General features: G+C 58.4%; 16 protein-coding genes. 8 read left to right on the top strand and 8 right to left on the bottom strand.

Annotation, left to right across the window (positions count from 1 at the left end; translation table 11 throughout):
- Positions 1–8: 8 nt before the first annotated feature.
- Entirely contained in the window at positions 9–1,709 is a 1,701-nt protein-coding gene (locus AC0TOF_RS21380) for an ABC transporter permease (RefSeq protein WP_473769716.1), read from the top strand.
- On the top strand, positions 1,697–2,812 hold the full coding sequence (locus AC0TOF_RS21375) for an ABC transporter ATP-binding protein (RefSeq protein ID WP_473769715.1): 1,116 nt from the start codon (positions 1,697–1,699) through the stop codon (positions 2,810–2,812). The genes AC0TOF_RS21380 and AC0TOF_RS21375 overlap by 13 nt, the downstream gene beginning before the upstream one ends.
- Before the next feature lie 171 nt (positions 2,813–2,983).
- On the opposite strand, the gene AC0TOF_RS21370 is transcribed toward AC0TOF_RS21375, so the two are convergent.
- Positions 2,984–5,287, bottom strand: a complete 2,304-nt coding sequence (locus AC0TOF_RS21370; RefSeq protein WP_473769714.1) for a Tex family protein — start codon at positions 5,285–5,287, stop codon at positions 2,984–2,986.
- A gap of 193 nt (positions 5,288–5,480) precedes the next feature.
- Between AC0TOF_RS21370 and AC0TOF_RS21365 the strand changes: the two genes are divergently transcribed.
- A complete protein-coding gene (locus AC0TOF_RS21365) occupies positions 5,481–5,789 on the top strand; it encodes an ArsR/SmtB family transcription factor (protein WP_122001508.1) in 309 nt (102 codons plus the stop codon).
- 43 nt (positions 5,790–5,832) lie between these two features.
- Positions 5,833–6,948: an alkene reductase gene (locus tag AC0TOF_RS21360; protein ID WP_122001351.1), complete on the top strand. Its 1,116-nt coding sequence runs from the start codon at positions 5,833–5,835 to the stop codon at positions 6,946–6,948.
- A gap of 41 nt (positions 6,949–6,989) precedes the next feature.
- Here AC0TOF_RS21360 and AC0TOF_RS21355 read toward each other — a convergent pair whose 3' ends face one another.
- On the bottom strand, positions 6,990–7,427 hold the full coding sequence (locus tag AC0TOF_RS21355) for an Lrp/AsnC family transcriptional regulator (RefSeq protein ID WP_122001350.1): 438 nt from the start codon (positions 7,425–7,427) through the stop codon (positions 6,990–6,992).
- Positions 7,428–7,557: 130 nt separating this feature from the next.
- On the opposite strand from AC0TOF_RS21355, the gene rocF reads away from it, so the two are divergent.
- The 3 genes from rocF (at position 7,558) to AC0TOF_RS21340 (ending at position 11,516) form a co-directional block, all read left to right on the top strand.
- Positions 7,558–8,478 (top strand): arginase, encoded by a 921-nt coding sequence (gene rocF / locus AC0TOF_RS21350; protein WP_473769713.1) that lies wholly within the window; start codon positions 7,558–7,560, stop codon positions 8,476–8,478.
- A gap of 38 nt (positions 8,479–8,516) precedes the next feature.
- Positions 8,517–9,593, top strand: coding sequence for an ornithine cyclodeaminase (locus AC0TOF_RS21345; RefSeq protein WP_473769712.1), 1,077 nt, complete (start codon positions 8,517–8,519; stop codon positions 9,591–9,593).
- Between the two features lie 135 nt (positions 9,594–9,728).
- Positions 9,729–11,516: an alpha/beta fold hydrolase gene (locus tag AC0TOF_RS21340; RefSeq protein ID WP_473769711.1), complete on the top strand. Its 1,788-nt coding sequence runs from the start codon at positions 9,729–9,731 to the stop codon at positions 11,514–11,516.
- Between the two features lie 5 nt (positions 11,517–11,521).
- Here the strand turns inward: AC0TOF_RS21340 and AC0TOF_RS21335 are convergent, their stop codons facing one another.
- The 6 genes from AC0TOF_RS21335 to AC0TOF_RS21310 all read right to left on the bottom strand — a co-directional run bounded on the left by AC0TOF_RS21335 (position 11,522) and on the right by AC0TOF_RS21310 (position 18,022).
- A complete protein-coding gene (locus AC0TOF_RS21335) occupies positions 11,522–13,972 on the bottom strand; it encodes a glycoside hydrolase family 2 protein (RefSeq protein ID WP_473769710.1) in 2,451 nt (816 codons plus the stop codon).
- Positions 13,962–14,942 (bottom strand): DUF1839 family protein, encoded by a 981-nt coding sequence (locus AC0TOF_RS21330; RefSeq protein WP_473769846.1) that lies wholly within the window; start codon positions 14,940–14,942, stop codon positions 13,962–13,964. The genes AC0TOF_RS21335 and AC0TOF_RS21330 overlap by 11 nt, the downstream gene beginning before the upstream one ends.
- Positions 14,943–14,950: 8 nt before the next feature.
- Positions 14,951–15,859 (bottom strand): amino acid--[acyl-carrier-protein] ligase, encoded by a 909-nt coding sequence (locus AC0TOF_RS21325; RefSeq protein WP_122001344.1) that lies wholly within the window; start codon positions 15,857–15,859, stop codon positions 14,951–14,953.
- Between the two features lie 5 nt (positions 15,860–15,864).
- The gene (locus tag AC0TOF_RS21320; protein ID WP_473769709.1) at positions 15,865–17,037 is read right to left on the bottom strand and encodes an acyl-CoA dehydrogenase family protein; all 1,173 of its coding nucleotides are present in this window, start codon (positions 17,035–17,037) and stop codon (positions 15,865–15,867) included.
- Entirely contained in the window at positions 17,037–17,288 is a 252-nt protein-coding gene (locus AC0TOF_RS21315) for an acyl carrier protein (RefSeq protein WP_122001342.1), read from the bottom strand. Before AC0TOF_RS21315 ends, AC0TOF_RS21320 begins: the two co-directional genes overlap by 1 nt.
- 314 nt (positions 17,289–17,602) lie before the next feature.
- Entirely contained in the window at positions 17,603–18,022 is a 420-nt protein-coding gene (locus AC0TOF_RS21310) for a group III truncated hemoglobin (protein ID WP_473769708.1), read from the bottom strand.
- A gap of 284 nt (positions 18,023–18,306) precedes the next feature.
- Here AC0TOF_RS21310 and AC0TOF_RS21305 point away from each other — a divergent pair, with 284 nt between their 5' ends.
- Positions 18,307–19,332, top strand: a complete 1,026-nt coding sequence (locus AC0TOF_RS21305; RefSeq protein WP_473769707.1) for a helix-turn-helix domain-containing protein — start codon at positions 18,307–18,309, stop codon at positions 19,330–19,332.
- Positions 19,333–19,336 lie beyond the last annotated feature (4 nt).

The raw sequence follows: 19,336 nt of genomic DNA, 5'->3' as shown, positions 1-19,336 counted from the left end.
GCATTTCGATGCGCATCATAAAAGACCTTCAGGGCCGCGATGCGGCCCTGATTGCTGGCGTAACACTGATTGTGGCGGTTCTGTCGCTTCTGCCGATGGGCAGGCTGCTGGTTGAACTGGTCGCGCCACAAGGACAGCTTTCGACTTCGGCGCTGGTGGAAACACTTGGAAGTCAGTCGACCTGGGTGGCGACATGGCATTCGCTGCAGATCGGTATTGGCGGCACGTTTCTGGCGCTGGTGTTCGGCATTGTCGCGGCTTTGCTTGTTGGGCTGACGAATATGCGCGGGCGCAATGTCTTCGTGCTTTTCTATGTTACCCCGCTTTTGATCGCTCCACAGGTAACAGCGCTGGCTTGGCTCCAGCTTTTCGGACCGTCGAGCCAGTTTCTCAAGATCATCGGCATGGCTCCACCGCTTGGCAGCCGCAATCCGCTCTACTCCGTCTGGGGCATTATCTTTCTGCTCGGCGTGCAATATGGACCGCTGGTCTTTTTGATCGTGCGTGCTGGCCTGCGCAAACTGCCGCGCGAGTTGGTGGAAGCGGGCCTTAGCGCAGGTGCCGGCAAATGGACGGTGCTGCGCACCATCATTCTGCCGCTGATGACCCCATCGATCATCGGTGCGGCAGCGCTTGCCTTTGTCTCCTGCGTCGGCAATTTCGGCATTCCTGCCTTTCTGGGCATTCCGTCGAACTATCTCGTCCTGCCGACGCTGATCTATCAGCGTCTTGCGGGTGGAGGACCAGCCGTACTGTCCAGCGTTGCCGTGCTGTCGGTGCTGATCGGTCTGATCGCCATGGCAGGGATTGCTGCACAGGAATATGCGTCCCGCAGACGTGATTTCCGTATTGTTTCGACGTCTTTGCCAGCGGCTCCCTTTGCGCTTGGTCGCTGGCGTGTGACGGTGGAAGCGGCCGCCTGGCTGCTGATCGTTGTCGTGCTCTTCTTGCCGCTGATCGGGCTCACGCTTTCCGCTCTGGTTCCAGCCTATGGCGTGCCGCTGACGTTTGCGACGGCGACGGTCGAGAATTTCCGCTTCGTCCTTTTGGAACATGCCGGTGCTGCGCGCGCATTTGGCAATAGTGTGGTCCTGTCTTTGTCGGCAGCGTTGTTTGCTGTCCTGATCGCGGTCCCGCTTGCCTATATGCTGGCATGGCGCAAGCGTCGCTGGACGCCGGTGCTCAATTTCGCAGCCGAAATGCCTTATGCTCTGCCGGGCGTCGTGCTGGCCATTGCCTGCCTGCTGATGTTCCTCAAGCCGCTGCCGGTTGTCGGCGTCAGCCTCTACAATACGCTCTGGATCATCCTGTTCGCTTACCTCGCACGCTTCTTTGTACTGGCGCTGCGGCCGACGGTCGCCGGGCTGCATCAGATCGACCGTGCGATGGAGGAGGCCGCGCGTGTTGCGGGCGCGGGGCTTTTCTATCGGCTGCGTACGATTATATTTCCTCTTGTCGCACCGGCAACGCTTGCGGGCGGCGTGCTGATTTTCATGACCGCGTTCTGCGAGTTGACGGTTTCGGCGCTTCTCTGGGCGTCAGGATCGGAAACGCTGGGGGTGGTGATGTTTTCTTTCGAACAGGCGGGCGATTCCGCCTATGCTGCGGCCATATCCATTCTGGCCGTCGCGGTGACGTTCTTGCTGATGCTTGCAACCAATCTGTTTGCCCGGCGTCTTCCAAATGGAGTCCTGCCATGGCGCGACTGAAAATCGACCAGGTTTCCAAAACCTTCAATGAGTTTCAGGCCTTGTCCGAAGTGTCTCTCGATGTGAAGGATGGCGAGTTTGTTGCCATTCTCGGACCATCGGGTTGCGGCAAGACCACGCTTCTTCGTATGATCGCGGGATTTGAAGACGTCGACGGCGGAGAAATCCATATTGGCGAAACGCGTGTCTCCCATGTTGACGGCAGCGTGCCGCCCGAGAAACGGCAGGTCGGCATCGTCTTCCAGAATTATGCGCTCTGGCCGCATATGACGGTGGCGGAAAATGTCGGCTACAGCCTGCGGGTGGCAAAAGTTGCGAAGGCTGAGCGCGAACGCCGCGTGAAGGAAGCGCTGGCGCTGGTCGATCTTGAAGGTTTCGGTGACCGCCGTCCGGCCAATCTTTCCGGCGGGCAGCGTCAGCGCGTGGCACTTGCACGCTGTCTGGTGGCAGCGCCGTCGCTGGTTCTGTTCGATGAGCCGCTCGCCAATCTCGACGTGCATCTGCGCGCCTCGATGGAAGACGAGTTCGCCGCGTTTCACAAGCGCACCGGCACAACGATCATTTATATCACCCACGATCAGGCGGAAGCCATGGCGCTGGCCGACCGTATTGCGGTGCTGGACCATGGAAAGCTTCAGCAGTTCGACACGCCGCGCAAGCTCTATGAGGAACCGGCCAGCGAAATGGTCGCGTCCTTCATCGCGCATGGCATGGTGCTGCCTGCGGAAGTGGTGTCTTTTGCTCAAGCGGGACACTGCGAAGCGCTGGTGCTGGGAAGCCGCGCGCAAGTCCGGTGTTCGGGCACGGAAATGCCGCGCGCGAATGCGCAGCTCTGTGTGCGATCAGAAGATTTGAAACTTGTCGAAGCGGGCGGCATCCCCGTTCGGGTCAAACGCTCCGTCTATCGGGGCGGTAATTCGCGGATAGAGGCAGCGCCCCTCGCGAAGCCGGATGTTCACCTGCATTTTGAAGTGCGCGATCCCGTGCGGCTGGAAGAAGGCGACGAAGTTCGCATTGCCATCCACAATGGCTGGATCATTCCGACCGATGATATGCCGGTGCGTAAGGTGTCGACGGGCTTTCCGATCGGCAACAAGATCTAATCTAACTCCAACAAGCTGATCGTGAGCTTGGCTCAGCCCAGTCCCTCATCCTGAGGGGCTCCTTGAGCTTTGCGAAAGGAGCCGTCTCGAAGGAGAGGGGCGGTTTTGCGTTTTCCCTCGCCCTTCGACCCTTCGACAAGCTCAGGGTGAGGGCGAGGGGAAGCGTCCGGCTTACTTCTTCTTCATCGCTTCCAGCAAAGCAGCCCCGAAACCGCCGGTTGATGGCTGCTCCTGTTTGCGTTGCGGCGCGAAGTTTTTAGCGGGCCGTTGGTCGCGGTTTGCAGGGCCACGCGGCGCTGGAGCTTCGCCACCATCCTTGCGCATCGTAAGGCCGATGCGCTTGCGTGGCACATCCACTTCCGTCACGCGCACCTTCACCACATCGCCTGCTTTCACCACTTCATGCGGGTCCTTCACGAAACGGTCGGCAAGCTGTGAAACATGGACAAGTCCGTCCTGATGCACGCCGATATCCACGAAAGCGCCGAAGGCCGCAACATTGGTCACGGTTCCTTCCAGCATCATGCCGGGTTTCAGGTCCTTGATGTCGTCGATGCCGTCGGCAAAGGTCGCGGTCTTGAACTCCGGACGCGGATCGCGGCCTGGCTTGTCCAATTCGGCAATGATGTCGCGCACGGTCGGCAGGCCGAAACGTTCGTCCACGAAGACGCGCGGATCAAGGCTTTTGAGCGCCGCGCTATCGCCCATGAGGCTACGCACATCGCGTCCGCAAGCGGCAACGATCTTCTTCGCTACGCCATAGGCTTCCGGGTGAACGGCAGAAGCGTCCAGCGGCTCGGTGCCGTTTGCAATACGCAGGAAGCCTGCGCATTGTTCGAAAGCGCGGTTGCCGAGGCGCGCGACTTTCAAAAGCTCCTTGCGGTTCTTGAAGGCTCCGGCTTCATCGCGATGCGCAACGATTGCTTCGGCGAGAGATTTTCCAAGTCCCGAAACACGCGCCAGCAGCGAGGCGGAAGCCGTGTTGAGATCGACGCCGACAGCGTTCACCGCGTCTTCGACCACCGCATCCAGCGAACGCGCCAGGCGGGATTGATCGACGTCGTGCTGATACTGGCCGACGCCGATCGATTTCGGTTCGATCTTGACCAGTTCCGCGAGCGGGTCCTGCAGGCGGCGCGCGATGGAAACGGCGCCACGCAGCGATACGTCGAGCTGCGGGAATTCGGCGGCGGCGGTTTCGGACGCCGAATAGACCGAAGCGCCTGCTTCCGACACGATGACTTTGAGCGGTTTTGGAGCTGGCATGTCCGACAGCATGTCCACCACGAGACGTTCCGTCTCGCGGCTGCCGGTGCCGTTGCCAATCGCGATCAGTTCGATCTTGTGTTTGCGGACGAGGCTTGCGAGTTCGGCCTGCGTGCCGCGCACATCGTTCTTCGGCGGGAAAGGATAAACCGTCGTTGTGTCGAGCAGCTTGCCCGTGCCGTCAACCACCGCGACCTTGACGCCGGTGCGGATACCGGGGTCAAGTCCCATGGTGGCGCGCGAACCCGCAGGGGCTGCGAGCAGCAGATCCTTGAGGTTACGGGCGAAGACGTTGATGGCTTCTTCTTCGGCGCGCTCACGCAGGTCGCGCATCAGATCGAGCGACAGGGAAAGCGACAATTTCACGCGCCATGCCCAGCCTGCAACTTCCATCAGCCAACGGTCGCCCGGAAGTGTTGCGCCGATATTATAGGCGGCAGCGATCTTGCGTTCGACCGGCTTTATAGGCGAGGTGTCGTCGGCGTCGATTTCAATGTCGAGCGACAGGAAATCCTCATTGCGCCCGCGCAGCATGGCCAGCGCACGGTGGCCGGCCACGGTCGCCCAGCGCTCGGCATGATCGAAATAATCGGAGAATTTCGCGCCCGCCTCCTGCTTACCATCCACGACACGCGAGCGCAGAACGGCCTTCTCCTTCAGGTAATTACGCAGATTGCCGATCAGTTCGGCATTTTCCGCAAAACCTTCTGCGATAATGTCGCGCGCGCCATCCAGTGCAGCCTTCACATCGGCAACATCGGCGGTGATGTATTGCGTGGCGATTTCGGCTGGCACGAGGCTGCGGTCGGCAAGGATTGCCTCAGCAAGCGGCCCCAATCCACGCTCGCGGGCGATTTCCGCTTTGGTACGGCGCTTCGGCTTGTAGGGCAGATAAAGGTCTTCCAGCTCGGCCTTGGTTTCGACGCCTGCGATCTTGAATTCGAGTTCGGGCGTCAGTTTGCCCTGACCGCGGATCGATTCCAGGATCGATGCGCGGCGGGCCTCCAGTTCGCGCAGATAGGCGAGGCGTTCGGAAAGCTGGCGCAACTGCGTATCATCAAGGCCTCCGGTGACTTCCTTGCGGTAGCGCGCGACAAAGGGCACGGTCGCACCTTCATCCAGCAGGCTTATAGCCGCAATTGCCTGATCAGGTTTTGCGTTGATTTCTGCCGCGATGATCCCGGCAATGCGCTTGGTAATATCCGCCATATGCTTCCCAATTCTACACGATTACGGCGAACATAGTCGGATGCTTCTCGGGCGCAATCAAGGCAGGGGCGATGTTCCACAGGAAAGGCGGTTCACGGCGATGTGATTGGGATGCATCTTTATAAATCGGATTCAAGCAATACTTATATCGGGAAATGACGATATGCATCGGAAGATCAGCGAGGTGACTGCGATGTCGGATGTTCAGCCCATACCTCTGGACGAGATACTCAAGGCGCTCGCAAATCCGGTGCGCCTCGACATTTTGAGCTGGCTCAAGGAACCGGAGAACCATTTCTCCGGCCAGCACATGCCTCTGGAGATGGGCGTGTGCGCGGGCCAGTTCGAACGGTGCGGCCTCTCCCAGTCGTCCGTTTCAGCTCACTTGTCCGTGCTGACAAAGGCGGGGCTGATCAGGCCCCACCGTGTCGGCCAATGGACCTTCTACAAGCGCGATGAGGAAGCAATAGCAGCCTTCATCAAAGCTGTGTCCGATCTTTAATCCATCCTGCAACCGATCTTTCCCACTTGAAGGAAAAGTATCCATGGCCTCATTGTTCGATCCCGTTACCATAGGCGATCTCAAGCTCGCGAACCGCATTGTCATGGCGCCGCTGACGCGTAATCGCTCGCCGCGCGCCGTGCCAAATGATCTTAACGTCACCTATTACGAGCAGCGCGCCAGTGCGGGTCTCATTATTACCGAGGCAACGCCGATCAGCCATCAGGGACAGGGCTATGCCGATGTTCCGGGTCTTTATTCCGCTGAACAGCTCGCTGGCTGGAAGCGCGTGACCGATGCCGTGCACAGCGCAGGCGGCAAGATCGTCGTGCAGATGTGGCATGTGGGCCGCATTTCGCACACCACCTTGCAGCCGAATGGTGGTCAGCCGGTCGCGCCTTCCGCGATCACGGCGAAGTCGAAGACTTATCTGGTCCATCCGGACGGGACGGGCGAATTCGCGCCGACCTCGGAACCGCGTGCGCTGGACAAGAGCGAACTGCCGGAAATCGTCGCCACCTACGGCAAGGCTGCCAAGGATGCGGTTGAAGTGGCGGGGTTCGACGGCGTGGAAATCCATGCTGCAAACGGCTATCTGATCGACCAGTTCCTGCGTTCGGGCAGCAATCACCGCACCGATGAATATGGCGGCTCGATTGAAAATCGCGCCCGGTTCCTGTTCGAAGTCGTGGACGCCGTCACGAAGGCCGCCGGTGCCGGAAAGGTCGGCATTCGTCTGTCTCCGGTCACGCCCGCCAATGACGCTTCCGATCCCGATCCGCAACCGCTTTTCGACTATGTGATCGAGAGACTGGCAGGTTACGGGTTGGCCTATATCCACATCATCGAAGGTGCGACAGGCGGCCCGCGTGATTTCCAGCAGGGACCGCAGCCTTTTGATTATGCGCGTCTCAAGCAAGTCTATCGCGATGCGGGCGGCAAGGCTGCATGGATGGTCAATAACGGATATGACCGTGCACTGGCCGAAGTGGAAGTTGAAAGCGGCCGCGCTGACGTTGTTGCTTTCGGCAAGCCCTTCATCGCCAATCCCGATCTGGTACGCCGCCTGAAGGACAATGCGCCGCTGAACGAACTCGACCAGCAGCATATGTATGGCGGCGGCGCGAAGGGCTATACGGATTATCCGGTGCTTGCCTGATCATGAAATGCAAAACCCGGCACCAATGCCGGGTTTTGTAATCAGAGCCTTGCCCGCGTCGAGCGCGGCGTTGCCAGCAGGAGGTTGGTTTCGCTGGCCTTGATGCCCGGCACCAGCCGAATGCGGCGCAGCACCGCATCGAAATCGGTGAGTGTGGCAGCGCCCAGTTCCACCACCAGGTCGAAACGGCCATTGGTGGTGTGGACGGCTGAAACCTCCGAGAAGCCGCCGAGTGCCTTGACGACACGGTCGGCGACATTGCCTTCAATTTCGATCATCATGATGCCGCGCACCGGCAGATCGACAGCGTCAGAGCGCAGGATCACCGTATAACCGATGATGTCTCCAGACTGTTCGAGCCGCTCCATGCGTGAGCGCACAGTCGCGCGTGAAACGCCAAGATCGATTGCGATATCAGAGATGCTGCGTCGCCCGTTATGGCGCAAAAGCGTAATCAGCTTTTCGTCCAGATCGTCCATGTTTTCTCCATTTTGAAAAGCCAATCCGACATTCTGATAAACCAAACCGTTAAAATTGCCAATCCGGTTGGTTCACATCGCCAAGCATAAATGATGAATCTCGATACAGATGTTAGAAGGAATCCAATTTATGCATTGCAAGATTCTGGGACTGCCCGTTCAGGAAGGCACTGGCCGCGTGGGCTGCAATATGGGCCCCGATTCCTATCGGGCTGCTGGTATTGCGTCGGCTATCGAGGAACTTGGCCACTCGTTTACCGATCTGGGCAATCTGGCGTCTGCCGCGCAGCATCCGCAGGAGCACCCAAATCCTGCGATCAAGGCGCTTCCGCAGGCTGTCGCCTGGATCGAGGCCATCAGCGAGGCAGCCTATCGCGAAAGCGCGGACGGATTTCCGATCTTTCTTGGTGGCGACCACCTTCTGGCGGCAGGCACGGTTCCGGGAATCGCGCGCCGAGCGGCTGAAATGGGCCGCAAGCAATTCGTCCTGTGGCTCGATGCGCACACGGATTTCCACACACTGGATACGACGACGAGCGGCAACCTGCATGGCACGCCTGTCGCTTACTATACCGGCCAGAAGGGCTTTGAAGGCTACTTCCCGAAGCTCGCCGCACCAGTCGAGCCGCAAAATGTCTGCATGCTGGGCATTCGCAGCGTCGATCCTGCCGAACGCGAGGCAATCAAGAAAACGGAAGTTGCCGTCTATGACATGCGTCTGATCGATGAGCACGGCGTTGCCGCCCTGCTGCGCCGTTTCCTTGAGCGCGTGAAGGCCGAAAACGGACTTCTGCATGTCAGTCTCGACGTCGATTTCCTCGATCCTTCCATCGCGCCCGCCGTCGGCACCACGGTACCGGGTGGCGCAACCTTCCGCGAAGCGCATCTCATCATGGAGATGCTGCATGATAGCGGGCTGGTGACGAGCCTCGATCTGGTGGAACTCAATCCTTTTCTCGATGAGCGCGGGCGCACTGCCACCGTCATGGTGGACTTGATGGCGAGCCTTCTGGGCCGCAGCGTCATGGATCGCCCGACCATCAGTTACTGATGCAGCGCGTCTGGCTGCCAAATGCTCAAGGAGCAATGATGACCCAACCGAACCTCAATATCGTCCCCTTCGTCAGCGTCGATCACATGATGAAGCTGGTGCTTTCCGTCGGCGTCGAGACCTTCCTCAAGGAGCTCGCCGATTATGTCGAAGAAGATTTCCGCCGCTGGGAAAATTTCGACAAGACCCCGCGTGTGGCGTCGCACTCGAAGGAAGGCGTGATTGAGCTGATGCCGACGAGCGACGGCACGCTTTACGGCTTCAAATATGTCAACGGCCACCCGAAAAATACGCGTGAGGGGCTTCAGACCGTTACGGCTTTCGGCGTGCTTGCCGATGTCGGCAGCGGCTATCCAATGCTTTTGACCGAAATGACCATCCTGACCGCGCTGCGCACCGCCGCAACTTCGGCAGTTGCCGCAAAACATTTGGCACCGAAGAATGCCCGCACCATGGCGATTATCGGCAATGGCGCGCAGAGCGAATTTCAGGCGCTGGCGTTCAAGGCGATCCTGGGTGTGGACAAGCTGCGCCTTTACGATCTTGACGGAGAAGCGACTGCCAAGTGCATGCGCAACCTGCAGGGCGCCGGTTTCGACATCGTCGCCTGCAAGAGCGTGGAGGAAGCCGTCGAGGGAGCGGACATCATCACCACCGTTACCGCCGACAAAGCCAATGCGACGATCCTCACCGACAATATGGTCGGCGCCGGCGTGCACATCAACGCGGTCGGCGGCGATTGCCCCGGCAAGACCGAACTGCATGGCGACATCCTGCGCCGTTCCGATATTTTCGTTGAATATCCGCCGCAGACCCGCATCGAAGGCGAAATCCAGCAGTTGCCGGAAGATTATCCGGTCAATGAGCTTTGGGAAGTCATCACCGGCAAGACTGTGGGCCGCAAGGATGCCCGCCAGATAACGCTGTTCGATTCCGTCGGTTTCGCCACGGAAGATTTTTCGGCTCTGCGCTATGTGCGTGACAAGCTGAAGGACACCGGCCTTTACGAACAGCTGGATCTGCTGGCCGATCCGGACGAACCGCGCGATCTCTATGGCATGCTGCTCCGCCACGAGAAGCTGCTTGAGGGTGAAAAGACCAAGCCAGCGGCCTGATCTTCAGACTGCAGCCCTGCCGCGCCTGATGTGCGGCAGGACTACGCTTTCGCAAACGTTGCGATAAATCCTTGGTGCTGTGCACGATTTCCATTATGGCAGGATGGTACTTCTGTGATTAGGGATGCATCGGGCATGGATGACAGGGTGGAACACACGACATCCTTCGGGCAATCGGCAAATATCATGCGGCCTGCCGCCAGCCCTGTCGTTTTCTGCGATACGCTCGGGCTTTATGAGCGGCCCGCGGGGCAAGCCCTCGATACGGTTGTCCTGTTTGCAAGTCCCTGGGGGCTTGAGGAACTTTGCACGACGCGAAAGTTCTGGCGCATCATCGCTGACAGGCTTTCGGCGCGGGGCATAGGGTCCTTCCGTTTTGACTGGCCCGGCACCGGCGACGGACGCGACGATATCGATTTTTCAAAAGGTATGGACCTCTGGCGCGTTACGCTGGTCGAGGCCGCCCGGAAAGCGCGCGTCCTGTCAGGGGCAAGCCGCGTCGTTATCATCGGGCAAAGCCTTGGTGCGGCGGTTGCCGCCGAAACCGCAGCCCGGATCGACGGCATTGCGGCAGTGGCGCTTCTGGCTCCGGTTATTTCCGGACGGTTCTACACGCGCGAACTGGCTGTCTGGTCGAGCATGGTCGATGCCGATCTGGGGCTGACGGACGAGCAAAGAATCAAGAACAGCGTTTCCATCGCGTCTTTGACAATGCAGCCGGAGGTGGCTGCCGATGTGAAGAAGATCAATCTTCTGTCATTGGAAGTGGCGCCTGCACCGCAATGTCTTCTGCTGGCGCGGACAGATCGCCCGAACGATGCCGAACTCGCGGCGCATCTGGAAAAGCTCGGCGCGGATGTGACGGTTGAGGCTTTTGCCGATTACGACAAGCTGATTTCGAACCCCGTTATCTCGCGCCTGCCGCTGGAGGTCGCGGACCGGCTTGTCGATTGGGTGGCTGGTCTTGCAGGCTCCAAGCTCGCACAAAACAGGCCGGACGAAAACGCCCTCGGCGGCACCTTGACCGGCGATGGCTTTGTCGAGACGCCCGTTTCTTTCGGCTTGGGCAATCGTCTTTCCGGCGTTCTCTGCGCGCCTCAGGGCCAGCGTCAGGGCAGGACGGTCATGTTCCTGTCCTCCTCCTATGACCGGCGGATCGGGTGGGGCCGCACCACCGTCGATATGGCACGCAAGCTTGCGCGGGACGGGATAGCATCCCTGCGCTTCGATATTGCCAATGCTGGCGATAGCCCGCCCAATCCGGGCATGCCGGAACAGGTGCTCTACACCCAGGCTCCAGAGGCCGATGTTGCCGAAGCCCTTGATTATCTCGACGCTCTTGGCTGGGGGCGGCCCATCGTGGCAGGGCGGTGCAGCGGTGCGTTTATGGGATTCCATTGTGCCGTCAAGGATGAGCGCATTTCCGGCGCGGTTCTGGTCAATCCGGTTACGTTTTACTGGGCACCGGGACGTTCGGTCGACGATGCCGTTCGTGAAGGCAATCGCACGCTGGAGGATTATGGCAGCCGCGCACTCCGCGTCGAAACATTCCTGCGTCTGTTCCGCGGTGAACTGGATATCCGCGCCATCCTGCGCAATCTTGCGCGCGGGGTTGTCGGGCGTGTTCGCGGGCTGGCACGCAAGCTTCTGCGCAGCCGCTCGCCGGAAGGGAGGGCGGTTTATTCAGCCTTCAGCGAATTGAAGCAGCGCGAGGTGCCGCTGGCGCTGGTCTATGCTGAAAAGGATACCGGACGCGAACATTTCAATTTCTATTTCGATCAGGCTGGCAGCGGCGTGCGAGGCTTCGACAATGTGTCGGTAGCCATTGTTCCCGATGCCGATCATAATCTGACGCCGGAGCATTCGCGCAAAATATATATCGACGCGATCCGTTCCCTGTCCCTGAAATATCCTTGGCCTTGAAATAGTCAGAACCAGACGATCCGCGACGAACCAGCGATGCGAATTTCTCCCGTTGGCTTCTCCGGTGTTTCGATGCGCGGGATAAGGGCGACGCGTTTGGTTGCGTTGGGCGCAAGGTGAAACCAGTTCTCCGCTGCGCGCCAATCGCCCGCATCGATGCAGACGGATTGAGCCAGAACCGGCGCTGTGAGATCAAGGAACCAGTTGCCGTTTTCTTCGACAATGACGGCTTCGACAGCGGCGTCATGAAAGGCCTTTGTCCGCCCAAGCGGAAAGTGAAAGGCTTCGGCGATAGTAATATCATTACGTTTCAATCGCGCCACTGTCACGTCATGCGCCGGGGGGCCGAAGCGATAGGCGTAGGTGGTATCGAAGAACGCGCCGAACAGATCAGTTGCCGGGATGGTGATCGCTGAACGACCGCCAATCGAAATTTCACGACGGCCCGAAACCACCGGCTGCACACCAGCACGCAGACACGCTAATTCAAGCGAAAAGTCAGCGGTTTCTGCCCGTTCGTTCAGAATATGAATCGCAAGGCCGTTGACGCCTTCATCGGTGAAGGCGACCTGCTGCGGACGGAAGGCGCGCTTGAGGCCGTGCCACGAGGGCTTGGGCTCGCCGGTCGCATCGATCATGCCCCACCCGGCACCGGGCAGGAGGTCCTGAAACATCCAGACAAGCCCGCCGAAGCAGGTGCTTCCCGGACGCCTCCATTCGGCAAAGGTCGCTTCCATCACTTCCGCCGTAACGGCGCGGGAAAGATGGAGATATTGTTCCACATCCTCGCGTCGCAGCCGAGCCGGATCGTAACCGTATAACATCTCCAGATAGGCGTCGCGCACATCCTCGAAATCCCAGGACACGCCGCGATCACGTGGCACACGTGCTTTCCAGCGCGGATCGTGAACCGGCGGCACATCGAGATGGGTTTTCAGTGTGCGTGCTTCGGGCACATTGGCGAAGGCCAGACATTCGGTCGCAAATCGCACTTCGGCCCGCCGTGCATCTTCCAGCGGACGGCAATAGGCGCTGACGCCATAATAATGGCTGACACCTTCATTGCTGATGAAGGGCAGCGCGCCATCGCAGGGCGAATTCGGCACATAGGGGATATTCGGGCAAAGCGCGTTTGCGATACCGGGCAGGATTTCGTCGGAAAGCGGACCTTTCCAGGTTGCTTCCGGCAAGCCCATCATCGCGCCCTGCTGGTAAATTTCGCTGCCGCCGCAAAGAACCGTCAGCGATGGCGCATGTCCGATGGCGGTGAGAAGCTGACGCGCTTCGGCCTGTACGTTCCCGACAAATGCCTCGTCCTTCACCGGATAATCGAAATTGGCGAACATGAAGTCCTGCCAGACCATGATGCCCATTTCGTCGCAAAGTGCGTAGAAATCCGGTGTTTCATAGGCGGTGATGCCGCTCAATCGCAGCATGTTCATGCCCGCTTCCTGCGCGAGCTTCAGCCATGGTTCGTAGTCGCGGCGCGTACCGGGAAGGCGAACGATATCGGCTGAACTCCATACGGCACCGCGACAGAAGATCTTCTCGCCATTGATCCTGAGTGCAAAACCCTTGCCGTCCGCCCCCCGATCGACCTCGATGCGGCGAAAGCCGGTGCGCCCCAGCAGGCGTAGTTCGCCGTCGAGCGAAAGTTCGACATTGTGAAGCGCAGGATTGCCATGCGTGTGTGGCCACCATGGTTCAATATTGGAAAGCGTCAGTCTCGCAGTCCACTGATCGCCGTTCTGGTGTTCGCAAGTGGCCTGTTGCCCTGCGCAATGGAGGGTGAGTATTTCGGCCTTGCCGTTGTAGCTGAAACTGGCTTCAAATTCGCCATCGCCTGTTTCGCTCAATCTTGCCCGAATTGCGATACCGGATATGGTTTCAGCATCGGGACGGCTGATTGAAACCGGACGCCATGGACCCACGGCATGAACTTCCGGACACCAGCCCGGCATATAGCCAAGCGCGGTCGTGCGGACGAGACGCAAGCCCTGCGTGTTCATCAGCTGCGTGCGCCAGCGGGCCCGCGGGCCTTTCTGATTAAGACGGGGCGCGAGTGCACGAAAACAGAGCGCAAGTTCGTCCTTGCCGGTCAGCGTTACGGGCAGATCATGCTTGAGAAACATGCTGTCAGTTTGCAACAGCAATTCGCCGTTGAAAAAGACGTCGCAGATGGTGGCAAGCCCATCGAAATGGAGTGTGGCAGGACCGGATGTTTCCTCGATATCGAGGAAATACCAGGCGTCCTGATTGTCGAGGGGCGTGGGGTTTTTTCGGTCGAAACGTCCGACACTTTCCAAAGCCTCCGCGACCGTTCCGGGTACGGGAGCATCATTGATGCTGTCATCGGACTTGACGTGGTGCGGTGCTTGCGCCGCATCCAGGCCGCTGAGAACAAGCCGCCAGCCGGTCGAGAGCAGGCGGCGCGTCGGATTGAATTCAAGCGGCATCGCGGCCGAGTTCCGTGGCAAGCGCTGCCATCAGCCGATCCCAGGCATCTGCTGCGGGGTGAAGCGTGCCGGCCAATGCGTCGAACTTCTTGCGCATGACGGCACGGGCAAGCTGGAACTGAACGGCCTTTGCCGTTTCCGCGATTTGCAAGGCATCTGCGGAGGCTGTTGCAAAGCGCTTGCCTTGTCCGAGCCACTCAAGATGACTTGCCGCAAGTTCAAAATTGGCGCCGAGCTGGCGCAGCGTGTTGAATGCATATTTATGGAAGAAGCCGAACGGGCGTTCCGCGATTGCTTCCACCTGAGCGGGGAACGCGCTCGCAAAGGCGCGGATCGGGTTTTCCTTCGGCCTGCGGGCAAAATGGCGCGGCAGAAGGATTTCGGCAACGCGTCGCTGATGCGCTTCATCCGGCATATGCTTCGGAAACTTGGCGAATTCCGTATAGGGCAGGAAGGGGAGGTCAGCGTCAGTCAGATGACGCTGGAAGACCCCGTCGAAATCCTCGCCCTCAAGGTGATAGAAACCGCCATTATGGAAATAATCGAGCTGGCGATGTTCGACGTCCATGCGGTTGATGGCGATGGTGGTCTTGCCATGCTCGGTACGATAGCTGACGCCATGCGTATCCGGCATGAAGTAGCTATCCATCTCAACCATGCACAGCCGTCCGCGTGCGATCTGCTCGGCGACATGGCTTTCCACGTGGTCGAAAATCGCAAGCTCTGTCGCCCGTACGCCATAAAGGGCTTCGAGGTCTTCCAGCGGCACCTTGAAGAAGGTGAACTGGTCGCCCTCGAAATCCTGTGTCAGCGTGAAGCCGAGCATGGCTTCCGGGGCAACGCCCAAGGTCGCCAGCACTTCGATCCACAGATCCACATAGCAGTTGGTTTCCGGCCAGATACGCGTCTGGGCATGCAAAGCGTGCGGCGTGTAACGGTCGGGCGCGATGTTCGGAAAGACAGCCTGCATGAGTGCGATCAGCCCCACAATTCCTTGCGTATATTTTCCGGCCAGATTTCAACATCCAGACCGTGATGATGGAAGAGCGCCAGCGCGATGCGCTCCAGTCCGAACCCGACGCAAGCGGTGTGCGCCACAGAACCGTCATCGAGCGAGAGGCCCCATTTCAAGCCAAACTGATCCTGATGATAGTTGAAGCTCATGCAGGCGGTCGGCTTTTCGACGCTGGTGATCGGGATCAGCAGTTCGAACTTCAGGTTCTGGTCGCGCTGGTTGTTGACCAGCATCTTGCCAGCACGCCCGAAGAACGGATCGTTGGCGACGTCGATTTCAACCGGCAGCCCGACCTTCTTCATCATTTCCGTGCCACGGTCGATCCAGAGCTGGCGGAACGCCATCACATCGGCTTCCGTGCCCATGCGCACATATTCGCGCATGCGGAACAGCTGCTGGCGGGCAGGGTCGACCGATGGTTCGTGGCGGAAGCAATAGGATTGCAGGTCGTAAAGCCCGCCGCCCTGCGGCAGCGGCCCGCGCTTGGCGACGGTCGGATAGAGCGGATAGCAGGCGGCCGGCGTCAGAACGATGTCCGTTGCCTTCTGCTCCAGCGTCCAATCTTTGCCTTCATCCATGCATTTGATCAGGTTGATATGGTCAAGCTCGCAGCCGCAGAAGCTGTGCACGGTGCCAGCCAGCTGCGGGAAGCTTTTCATGTAGCCGCTTTTTTCAAAGAAAGCGCGGTTCATGCCGGGCGGGAAGCGGATCGCTTCGGCGCCGTCATTGCCTCCGGTGCGGTCGATCAGGCGTTCAAATGCCTGGATGACATCTTCGAACTGGCCGGAGCGTCCGTAAAGACCTTCCACGCCGGTGTCGATCAGGAGACCGGAATCGAAAAGCCGGTCGAGAAAGGATCTCTGAGCATCCATGGCAATTATCCCAAAAGGCTGGTGTTCTGTTTGTGGATGAGCAGCATGGTAGCCGTATTGCCGAGGATGCGCTCGTTTGAAATCATCAGCTGCGCGGAATGCGCGTCGCGCAGATGGCGTCCGAGGCTGAAAGGCGTACCGTTCTTGTAGCCCATGATGCCGCAGACCAGCATGGCGTGATTGATGATCTGAAGGATCGTCTGCGAAGCGGCAACCTTGAGATTGTTCATCGCAATCGCAAAGCCCATCGAGGCCAGCTTGTCGGGATCGTGCTTCGCCTCGCGATAAGTCTTGAGGCAGGCAACGATTTCGGACTTCAGCATCTGCAGCATGTTGGATGCTTCGGCAACGCGCAGAGCGCCTGGCTGTGGCGCACCCGGATTGCGCTTTGCGGCGGCACGTACGAATGCTTGCGCCCGGTTGACCGCATCAACGGCAATGCCATACCAGAGCGAGCTCCACAGCGTATGCGATTGTGCCAGCATGGACTGCGCGGCGATTTCCGCGAAAGGATGCGGCAGGATTTGTACTTTGTCGGCCTCGCCACGGAACACAAACCCTTCAGAGCAGGTGCCGCGCATGCCGAGCGTGTCCCAATCATGGGTCTTTTCGAGCGTGTACTGGTCTTTCGTAAACACCGTCATCACCTGATCCGACGATGCGGCATCCTTGTGGGAGCGCGATGTGATCAGAATGGCATCCGCGTGGGAGCCATAAGAGATGACCGTGGCGTTCTTTTCCAGACGGCACTTGTCGCCTTCGACTTCGACAGCGCAGATCGAATTGCGCAGATCGCCGCCAATGCCGCCTTCGGTGGTTGCCGAGGCCAGCAGCAGCTGATCCTTCGCGACCTTGTGCATGAAATCCCGGTGCCATCCAACCGTCTGGCCGTGCTCCACCAGGCTAGAAAGCTTGATATGGTGCATGGCGAAAATCATGGCGCTCGACGCGCAGGACTGGCCCAGAATGCAGCACAGTTCGGCAATCTGGTCGATCTCCGCGCTCTCGCCGCCGAGCTCGCTCGGCACCTGAATGCCAAGCAAACCTTCGGCTTTCATCGCATCGATTGCTTCGCGCGGGAAGCGGCCTTCCTTATCGACGCTATCGGAAAATTTACCCGCTATGGCCGCTACGCGGCCTGCGCGCTCCAAAAGACTGTTCCCCGCTCCGGCATTCATTATGCGGCCTCTTTGTCCTTGAGTATCTGGGTGACCGTCTGTTCAATGGCCTTGATGCTCGCGAAAGACTTGCGGTTGAGATACTGGTCCGGAAATTCGATATCGAACTTGTCTTCCAGCCCGAGCATGAGCTGAACCGAGGCAAAAGAGGACAGGCCTGCGCTGTAAAGATCTGCATCATCGGCAACGTCGGTTACGGGGCCAGGCAGACCACCGACCTTGGCCAAAAGTTCGCGAATGGATTCATTCATAATCTAACTCCCTGCTTATTCGCCCGAGCCGAAGGTTCGCGTGTGGGTTGATGCGGCGGTACGATCTCTCAAGCTTCTCAAAAAGCTGCGGCGACTGTTCGAAATTCTGTCTCTTTACGCAAGTGATAAGTTGTGAATGTTAGCAACATCGCAAACACATCAGGGTGCGTCCGGCTTTTTCTGCTCCCGCAAGCCTTTATTTTCTGTTGACGTAGGGACATTGCAGTCCTGCTATTCTGCAGACATGCTTATATAGTTAAATATTCGATGACAAGATATGCGATATTGCCCGCAAGAGTTGCGTGATCTTTTGGTTAAAGAGCACGTCGGGAATGCCGGGGCGCGGAGATCTGTCCCGTATTGGTGGCGATTGCCATTTCAAAACTGTCGGCAATGCGACGTGCCCTGTCGATGAAAATGACGGCAGCTTCCGGGGGAAAGAATTCGCGCGTGGTCTTTTCGAAAAGATCGAGCCAGCGGTCGAAATGTTCGTTCTTCAGTCCAAGTTTCAGATGCGGGGCCATGGGGCGGCCTTCATAATTGCCGGTCTTGAGAATAACCGACGACCAGAACGCGGTGATCTGCGCGATGTGATGATCCCAATCGTCGACCGCCTCGGCAAAAATCGGCCCGATGGCGGCATCTTCGCGCGCGCGTCCGTAGAAGGTTGTCACCAGCTTTTCAATAGAGGCTGGATCGATGGACGGGTGAGGCTGATTGATGAGAACGGTCATGATCGCTTGTCGAGTGCCTTTTGTCGGTAGGCGGATTTTGGTTTGGATATAATTGCAGGCTTGACCACAATCCAGTGAAGCGTTGCCGCATGGGTAGGATAACGGCAGAGGAGGGCTCGCGAACCGTGGTACGCTTCATGCCTTTGAGGACGGCAGGGAGCCATCCGCGCATGTCATGTGCTATTTTTATCTTGACGATAGCCAACCCCCTGCTGACATAGTCCGTAGGAGGGTGCTAAACAACCATCAGCTAATGAACAATGCGGCGGGAACTGAAGACATAAATGGAGCACTCTTCCAAGGGCGTTTACCTTTCAAACAAGGCATTGCCAGAAAATGATCGTACGGATTTCTGGCGGGAAGCGGTTTCCCCCCTTTATGACGCGCTGGAAGTTCCTTCTGAGGGTCCGGCTCATATTGACGCCGATATCCGTTCGCATCTCCTTGGCGAGCGGCTGATCGTGGGATCGGAATTTGGGCGGCATCGCAACGTACGAAACCAGGAATGGTTAAGGCGCCGCTCCATTGATTATTACTATATTCAGCTTTTCGTAAGCGGTGGGTCCCGGGGTGTGTTCGGTGGACGAGAAGATGTCGTCTCCGCTGGTGATATTCACATCACTTCGGTGATGACCGAGGTCAATGCTGTGTGCAGCAACTCTACGGCAACAATCTCGCTCATGCTCGCGAAGGAAGAGTTCGAATATATTTGCGGGAAGTCCCAAGTGGAGGACCTTATCATTCGGGCTCACACCGCAATGGGAAAGTTGATCGGGAGTTTGTTCGGCAGCGCCTATCGCGAGGCAGGCGGTTTTTCCTTCAATGACGGGGTTGCCTGCGGTGATGCGTTGCTGAATTTGCTTGCAGCGACGGTCAAGCACGATCACGACAATATCCATAGCGCTCCGTCGGAACAGCTCCGCAATCAGGTGCTGGATTTTATAATCCAGAACATCAACAATCCAAAATTGGACGTTAATCATATACTTGAGCGATTTGCCTTATCGCGCTCGCATCTTTATCGACTGCTGGAGCAGGATGGAGGTGCAGCCAGCCTGATCAGAAAGCAGCGGCTGCAACTGGCCCGAAACGATCTTATTCGCTACAAGGATAACCAACAGTTGCGGGTTAAGGAAATCGCCTTCAAATATGGCTTTTCAAATACGGGCCAGTTCGTAAAAAGCTTCCAGCAGGAGTTTTCCATCTCTCCGACCGAGCTACTGAAAAGGTCGTCCGAAGACGAAAGCAACGTGGGGCAACTATTCCAGCTTCAGCGCCATTTGCAGGAAACATGGAGTGCAAGCCGTTGACCGG

It is taken from the genome of Ochrobactrum sp. PL_is501, assembly GCF_055816895.1.
The sequence above is the reverse complement of the archived record's forward strand: the minus strand, read 5'-3'. Positions and strand labels throughout refer to the sequence as shown.

Coding starts and splice junctions, on each gene's coding strand:
- AC0TOF_RS21380 (WP_473769716.1), top strand. CDS start 9: ATGCGCATCATAAAAGACCTTCAGGGCCGCGATGCGGCCCTGATTGCT.
- AC0TOF_RS21375 (WP_473769715.1), top strand. CDS start 1,697: ATGGCGCGACTGAAAATCGACCAGGTTTCCAAAACCTTCAATGAGTTT.
- AC0TOF_RS21370 (WP_473769714.1), bottom strand. CDS start 5,287: ATGGCGGATATTACCAAGCGCATTGCCGGGATCATCGCGGCAGAAATC.
- AC0TOF_RS21365 (WP_122001508.1), top strand. CDS start 5,481: ATGTCGGATGTTCAGCCCATACCTCTGGACGAGATACTCAAGGCGCTC.
- AC0TOF_RS21360 (WP_122001351.1), top strand. CDS start 5,833: ATGGCCTCATTGTTCGATCCCGTTACCATAGGCGATCTCAAGCTCGCG.
- AC0TOF_RS21355 (WP_122001350.1), bottom strand. CDS start 7,427: ATGGACGATCTGGACGAAAAGCTGATTACGCTTTTGCGCCATAACGGG.
- rocF (WP_473769713.1), top strand. CDS start 7,558: ATGCATTGCAAGATTCTGGGACTGCCCGTTCAGGAAGGCACTGGCCGC.
- AC0TOF_RS21345 (WP_473769712.1), top strand. CDS start 8,517: ATGACCCAACCGAACCTCAATATCGTCCCCTTCGTCAGCGTCGATCAC.
- AC0TOF_RS21340 (WP_473769711.1), top strand. CDS start 9,729: ATGGATGACAGGGTGGAACACACGACATCCTTCGGGCAATCGGCAAAT.
- AC0TOF_RS21335 (WP_473769710.1), bottom strand. CDS start 13,972: ATGCCGCTTGAATTCAATCCGACGCGCCGCCTGCTCTCGACCGGCTGG.
- AC0TOF_RS21330 (WP_473769846.1), bottom strand. CDS start 14,942: ATGCAGGCTGTCTTTCCGAACATCGCGCCCGACCGTTACACGCCGCAC.
- AC0TOF_RS21325 (WP_122001344.1), bottom strand. CDS start 15,859: ATGGATGCTCAGAGATCCTTTCTCGACCGGCTTTTCGATTCCGGTCTC.
- AC0TOF_RS21320 (WP_473769709.1), bottom strand. CDS start 17,037: ATGAATGCCGGAGCGGGGAACAGTCTTTTGGAGCGCGCAGGCCGCGTA.
- AC0TOF_RS21315 (WP_122001342.1), bottom strand. CDS start 17,288: ATGAATGAATCCATTCGCGAACTTTTGGCCAAGGTCGGTGGTCTGCCT.
- AC0TOF_RS21310 (WP_473769708.1), bottom strand. CDS start 18,022: ATGACCGTTCTCATCAATCAGCCTCACCCGTCCATCGATCCAGCCTCT.
- AC0TOF_RS21305 (WP_473769707.1), top strand. CDS start 18,307: ATGGAGCACTCTTCCAAGGGCGTTTACCTTTCAAACAAGGCATTGCCA.